The following is a 2196-nucleotide window of genomic DNA, read 5'->3' on the forward strand; positions in this document are numbered from 1 at the left end:
TACATCAGGGTTGTTTCATGAACTATCCATGGGCAGATCTAACTTATTGCATCCTTGCTATCACATCTCTCTTATTGTTTCTGATTCATTGGTCATGTAAAAAAGCGCAAATTAACTCTATATCCCTTTACAGGACCTTTTTTCAGAGGTATTCTTTTTATATAGTCAATAGAGACTGGCTATGCCTTGAAACACATACCGTTCCCGCAAAGCGGCATTGTCACAAAAGCAGTCCATCATTTCTGTCATTATATTTGCCAGACCCGTCTCGTACATTGCCAGACGCAGGATGTTGTATGCGTATTTTCTGATGAGCGACAGGTTGTTCCGGGACTTTTTGGCTGGCGAGCGGTCTTCCCTAAATGTATCGTCCAGCACATGATGGAGCCGGTTCTCTATTGACCAGTGCATTCTTTTTATGCTTCCCAGCTCCTCTGCTGTAAGGATCAGGTCTGATATCAGTGCCGTACACTGGACATCTTTCCCGGCTCCCTCTCCAGCAGAAGGAGCTGGGATTCTTCTGGAGCCTTTTTCCAAAAACTCTTCCTTCGACGGCGTCACATCATTCCCCTGGCTGTCTTTTTCCTTGGGTATCCTCACCTGCTTGATCCGCCCAATACTTTGAACGTGCGGCCATTCTTTTTGGCTTTTGGTCAGATTTGAAGCGTCTTTACATATCTGGCAAGTCCTATACTCATTTCTGTCCCGGTTTTTTTCCATCTGGCTGATTTCTTCGTATTTCTCAAGGAACTCCTTCATCCCAGGATCCATAGCTTCGCCTTTTTTTCTTTTGAGATCTTCCGCCCCCAGTTTATCCATGAACGTATGAATCTCCTCATAGGCCTCCGGCTGATTTTTCTTTACTGTTAACACAAAATGTCCTCCCTGTTCATGAATCTGTTCCATGATTGCAGTCTGTGTCCCAACAGCATCAATCGTTACAATGCTCCCGCTGATATCCAGAAGCTTTAATAATTCAGGAATCGCCGTAATCTCATTCGTCTTTGAATCTACCGGAAGCTGTGCAAGTATCAATCCCCGGACCGTTTCCACTACATTCAGCAGCATCGGGGTTGTCTCACCTTTCGTTTTTTCCGTTGCACCGCACAATGCTTTCCCATCAATAGCTAGATGGGTATTTCTGGATTCCACGATCTCGCCAATCCACTCCATAAAAGCATACAAAGCTAATTCCTCATCAATGCCATTCAACATCCGGGTAATAGTGGAAGGCGAGGCGATCCCGTATTTTAAGTTCATATGCTTCCGCAGCTCTTCCAAGTGGGTTTTGCACCATTTCAGGCTCCTGCGGATCGTTGTCCGGCCACAAAGGAATCCGAGGGTGACGCATACCAGCATTTCTCCAAGATCGTGTCTTTTCTCTCTGCCGCACCGATAATCCGGAATCTGCCTGAAATAATGGATCAATTTTTCTGTCAGAACAGTCTTTTCAGCACATTTCCAATGCCACCTGTATTTTCTCCAGGAGTCTCCGTTGCCCCTCATTCACTTTCGAAATGATTTCCGTTTTATCCAGGCATACTAAATAGATGGTCTCTAACTGATGTAATTCTTCCAGGCCAATGCCCTGTTTTTTATAAATTCTGCGGGACAGGGACGCTGTCTGGGCTGCAAACTGATATCGGAAATCCGATTCTTTTTTCATCACTCGTGTTTTCTGGATATAAGAGGTTGGAGACTGTTTTAGAAGAATAATGGAAAGTACATCCTGCCAGTCATCCCCCAACGGTTTTTTCCAATCATCCGGACACAACTCCCAGACGGCTTTTGAAAATCCGTATTCCCATACTTCTGCATCTGTCAAAGATACTTTTCTTTTATTGCTTTGTATTACTCCTTCCGGAGTAATCACGCCGATATAGGTATCGACTGGCTGCGGATACTTTTTCCCTTTCACGCGCCGGGATGTTCTTTTATAGAGATAATACGAATCTCCTTTTTTCTTCACGGTAGTTCCTTTGATCCGATACTTCTGAACCCAATCCGGGTACTTTTTCTCAGTTACTGGCATAATATCCTCCTTTCTGTATAGGTGCAATACACCTATACCATATAGATATTATACCTCTACAGGCACAAAAAATCAAGAGTTACACATGTTTTGTATAACATGCATAACCCCCGATAAAATCTGATCTTTTTATGTTTTTAAAAATCCTTCATGAAACAACCCTG

Annotated in this window: 2 protein-coding genes; both read right to left on the minus strand. The window is 43.7% G+C overall.

Annotated elements, in window-relative coordinates:
* Window positions 1-165: 165 nt before the first annotated feature.
* A complete protein-coding gene (locus tag LI162_RS15100) occupies window positions 166-1506 on the minus strand; it encodes an ISAs1 family transposase (protein WP_227156865.1) in 1341 nt (446 codons plus the stop codon).
* On the minus strand, window positions 1451-2032 hold the full coding sequence (locus LI162_RS15105; RefSeq protein WP_055148571.1) for a hypothetical protein: 582 nt from the start codon (window positions 2030-2032) through the stop codon (window positions 1451-1453). Before LI162_RS15105 ends, LI162_RS15100 begins: the two co-directional genes overlap by 56 nt.
* Window positions 2033-2196 lie beyond the last annotated feature (164 nt).

Source organism: Mediterraneibacter sp. 210702-DFI.3.120 (genome assembly GCF_020561005.1).
GTDB classification, from domain to species: Bacteria; Bacillota; Clostridia; order Lachnospirales; family Lachnospiraceae; genus Mediterraneibacter; species Mediterraneibacter faecis.